The organism is Piscinibacter sp. (assembly GCF_050175855.1).
GTDB lineage: Bacteria > Pseudomonadota > Gammaproteobacteria > Burkholderiales > Burkholderiaceae_C > Piscinibacter.
Map to the genome: position 1 here is coordinate 1 of NZ_JBFXIO010000458.1, position 3,679 is coordinate 3,679.

Genomic DNA, 3,679 nt, shown 5'->3' on the forward strand with positions numbered 1-3,679 from the left:
AGCGACACCACAGGGACAGCAGCGGTCAACCCGGGGCACTCACGCGGCCAAGGTGAATGGATGAACGGCATGGCACAGCGCGGAGCCATCGCTTAAATGTCAAATATCAAGATGGCAGTGCGTGCGCATTGCGCGGCGCCCCAACTGACAACCTTTCCCCTGTGGCCCAGGCTGGCCGCGGCGCCTTGACCAGCCGGTTTGGCAGACATCGAGCATCTTGCGCCAGGCAGAACGAGTTCCCTCCCGACAGACACGCGTTCACCGCGCCGATGCCGAGCCGCTGCTCGTGCGACACATCGTTCACGAGGCGTCGCGCCGGCGGCACAACCCTGCCGCCTTGTGCCGGGGACTGGGCTTCGGCCTGGCCGAGCTCGAACGTATCGACTTCCGCGTCTCCTATGCCCAGACCGGCCGCGTGATCCAGCGCGCGCTGCAGATGCTCGACGACCCCGCCCTGCCGCTGCGGCTGGGCGCGAGCTCCAGCCTGGTGTCGTGGGGGCTGTGCCTGGTCGGCATGATGGCCGCGGCCAATCCGCGCGAGGCCCTCGACTTCGCCGTCGACTTCCTGCCGCCGAGCGACCGCTTCCTGTGCCTGCAGAAGCAGGTGGACGGCAGCGAGTTCAGCGCGGTGGCCGAGCCGGTGCACGAGGATGAACCCGAGATCGGGCACTTCCTCGTGGAGCACGCCTTTGCTGCGCTGGTGCGCGTCTGCCGCTTCGTCGTCGCGCCGTGGTACGGCCCGCAGCGTGTCGAGCTGCGTCGCGAGCTGCCGGCCGACACGCGCTGCCACGAAGAAGCGTTCGGCTGCCCGGTGCACTTCGGCTGCAGCGCCAACCGCGTGGTCTTCGAACTGATCGACCACCCGATTGCCACCGCTGACGCGCTGGTCGCGAGGCTGTGCCGGCACCAGCTCGAGCTGCGTGCCGGCGCCGGTGCGCCCTCGGAACTGGAGGCGGTGATCGTGCGGGCGCTGCGCGCCGACCTGCGCTCGCCGCCATCGATGGCCGAGATCGCGGCCTCGGTCAACGTCAGCGAACGCACGCTGCGCCGGCGTCTGCTCGCCGCCGAACTGTCGTACGCCGCGCTGCTCGACCAGGAACGCATGCGCCGCGCACTGGAACTGCTGAATGCCGGCGAGGCCCCGATGGCGCGCGTGGCCGAAGCCTCGGGCTTCTCGGACACGCGCAGCCTGCGCCGCGCCATCAAGCGTTGGACCGGCCAGACGCCCTCGCAGCTGCGCCGCCATGGCGACTGAGTCCGAACCTGGCGGACTGGCAGCCGGGTGGTGGCGGCGGCTGCTGCAGCAGCTGCGGCCGAGTGGGCAAGGCGCTGCGCAGTCGTTCGAGTCCCTGCAGCGCCATCTGGCGGCCGCTCGCGAGCAGGCCGACCGCCTCCAGGCCGTGCTCGACCAGGCCAGCGACGCCGTGATCAGCGTCGACGCGGAGCAGCGCGTGCACTTCTTCAACAAGGCCGCAGCCGCGGTGTTCGGCGTCGGCGCCGACGAGGCGATCGGCGAGCCGCTGGATCGATTCATCCCGACGGAACGCCAGCTCGCCCACCGCCTGCACGTCGAGAGCTATCGACGCACCGGCAGCACGGCTCGGCGCATGGGCCGCCTGCACGAGCTGGCCGGCCAGCGCGCCGACGGAGAAGTCTTTCCGATCGAAGCCAGCATCTCGCGCTCCGGCGAGGGCGACGACATGCTGATGACGGTGGTGCTGCGCGACGTCAGCGACCTGCGCAGCGCCGAGGCGGCACGCCAGGCGCAGCTGCGCGCCGAGGCGAGCCGGCAGGCGATGTCGGAGTTCGTCGCGCGCATGAGCCACGAGATGCGCACGCCGTTGAATGCCGTGCTGGGCTTCTCGCAGCTGCTGCAGAGCGACGAGCACGAGCCGCTCGCGCCCGGCCAGGCCCAGCGCGTCGAGCAGATCCGCGCCGCCGGCTGGCACCTGCTGCGGCTGATCGCCGATGCATCGGACCTGTCCATCGTCGAGGCCGGCGCGCTGCGCCTGGAGGTGTCGCGCGTCTCGCTGGACGCGGTGATCGACGAGGCGCTGGCGATCTGCGAGACGCAGGCGCGCGCGCGCGGCATCCGCGTGCACCGGCACGACCGCGACGGCGCGGTGCTGCACGTCGACGGCGACGCCCTGCGGATTCGCCAGGCGCTGATCAACGTGCTGTCCAACGCCGTCAAGTACAACCGCGACGGCGGCGCCATCGACATCCGTGCCGCGCGAGACGGTGACTCCGTCCGGGTGGAGGTCGGCGACACCGGGCTGGGCATGACGCGCGAGCAACTCGCGCACCTCTACGAGCCGTTCAACCGGCTCGGCCGCGAGCGTGACGTCGCCGAAGGCACCGGCATCGGCCTGGTGCTCACCCGCCAGCTGGTCGAGCGCATGAACGGCCGGCTGGAGATCGACAGCGAGGCCGGCCAGGGCACGCGGGTGCGCATCACCCTGCCCGCAGCCGCCCGGGCGGAAGACGCCGCCCCCGCGATCCCGCCGCCGCCCCCGCCCGCCGGCGCTCCGGCGGCGCTCGACCTGCCGCCGCTGGTGCTGCTCTATGTCGAGGACAACCCGGTCAACGTGCTGCTCGTGCAGCAGCTGCTGGCGCGCTGGCCGCAGATCGAGCTGGTGCATGCGGAGGATGGCCAGGCCGGGCTGGAGCTCGCACGCCGGATGCACCCCGACCTCGTGCTGCTGGACATGCACCTGCCCGACATGGAGGGATCCGAGGTTCTCGAAGAACTCAAGCGCAACCCGGACACCGCGGCACTCGGCGTGGTGGTGCTGTCGGCCAGCGAGCATCCGCAGGACGCCCACCGCGCCCGCGAGGCCGGCGCGCTGGAGTACTGGACCAAGCCGCTGGACCTGCGCAGCTTCCCAGCCGATGTGATCCGCGTGATCGGCCGCGAGGCGGCGGCGCGCTGAGGGCCGCGGCTCAGCGCGGCGCCAGCCGCTGCAGCATCGCGCGCGTCCCAGTAAAGCAGCCGGGTGTGCAGCTCGAAGCGCTCGAACGGCTTGAGCGAGCGCCGGAAGCGCAGGTGCACGCTGCCAACCGGCACCGCCCAGCGCTCGCGCAGCACGCCGCGGAACAGTCCGCAGCGCAGCAGGAAGTCGACGCGGGCGATGTCCATGAGCACCGGGTAGCGCGCGTTGTTCATGTGGCCGAAGGCGTCGACGTCGCTGGGCAGCACGCGCCAGTGGGTCACGCAGGTGTCGTGCGGGTGCAGCCGCGGCAGGCGCGCGGCGCGCACGAAGGTCTTGAGCAGTCGCAGAAGTGCAAGCATGGTGCCCGGTACCACGCAGGCCGGGCGCCGCGGCGGACATCAGCCGGCCAGGAAGCGCTCCACCAGGGCGAACTGCTCGGGCGTGTTCAGCGCCGGCGCATGGCCGCAGCCGGCAATCTCCACCACCACCGCACGCGGGCCGCGGTTGCGCATCGCCTCGGCGGTGTCGCGCAGCAGCAGATCGGAATCCTCGCCGCGCAGGCACAGCACCGGGATGTCGAGCGAGTCCCATTCGTCCCAGCGCAGGTAGTCGTCGCCGTGGTGGGTGAACTGCATCACCATCGCCGGGTCGTAGTGCGGCGTCACGCGGCCGTCGGGCAAGCGGCGCACCGAGGTCTCGGTCAGCCGCCGCCACTGCGCGTCGCTGAGCCAGCCGTAGGGCTTGTA

General features: G+C 71.5%; 3 protein-coding genes and 1 pseudogene. 2 read left to right on the forward strand and 2 right to left on the reverse strand.

Annotation, left to right across the window (positions count from 1 at the left end):
• The first annotated feature begins 337 nt into the window (after positions 1 to 337).
• Both AB7U92_RS23785 and AB7U92_RS23790 read left to right on the forward strand, forming a co-directional pair.
• Positions 338 to 1,255 (forward strand): AraC family transcriptional regulator, encoded by a 918-nt coding sequence (locus AB7U92_RS23785; protein ID WP_428582782.1) that lies wholly within the window; start codon positions 338 to 340, stop codon positions 1,253 to 1,255.
• Positions 1,245 to 2,933, forward strand: a complete 1,689-nt coding sequence (locus AB7U92_RS23790) for an ATP-binding protein (protein WP_428582784.1) — start codon at positions 1,245 to 1,247, stop codon at positions 2,931 to 2,933. Before AB7U92_RS23785 ends, AB7U92_RS23790 begins: the two co-directional genes overlap by 11 nt.
• Positions 2,934 to 2,953: 20 nt before the next feature.
• Here the strand turns inward: AB7U92_RS23790 and AB7U92_RS23795 are convergent.
• Positions 2,954 to 3,292: pseudogene (locus tag AB7U92_RS23795) on the reverse strand (acyl-CoA thioesterase); the annotation flags it as partial.
• A gap of 39 nt (positions 3,293 to 3,331) precedes the next feature.
• Positions 3,332 to 3,679, reverse strand: a 348-nt coding sequence (locus AB7U92_RS23800; protein ID WP_428582786.1) for an alpha/beta fold hydrolase, incomplete at its 5' end; no start/stop codon positions are given.

Coding starts and splice junctions, on each gene's coding strand:
- AB7U92_RS23790 (WP_428582784.1), top strand. CDS start 1,245: ATGGCGACTGAGTCCGAACCTGGCGGACTGGCAGCCGGGTGGTGGCGG.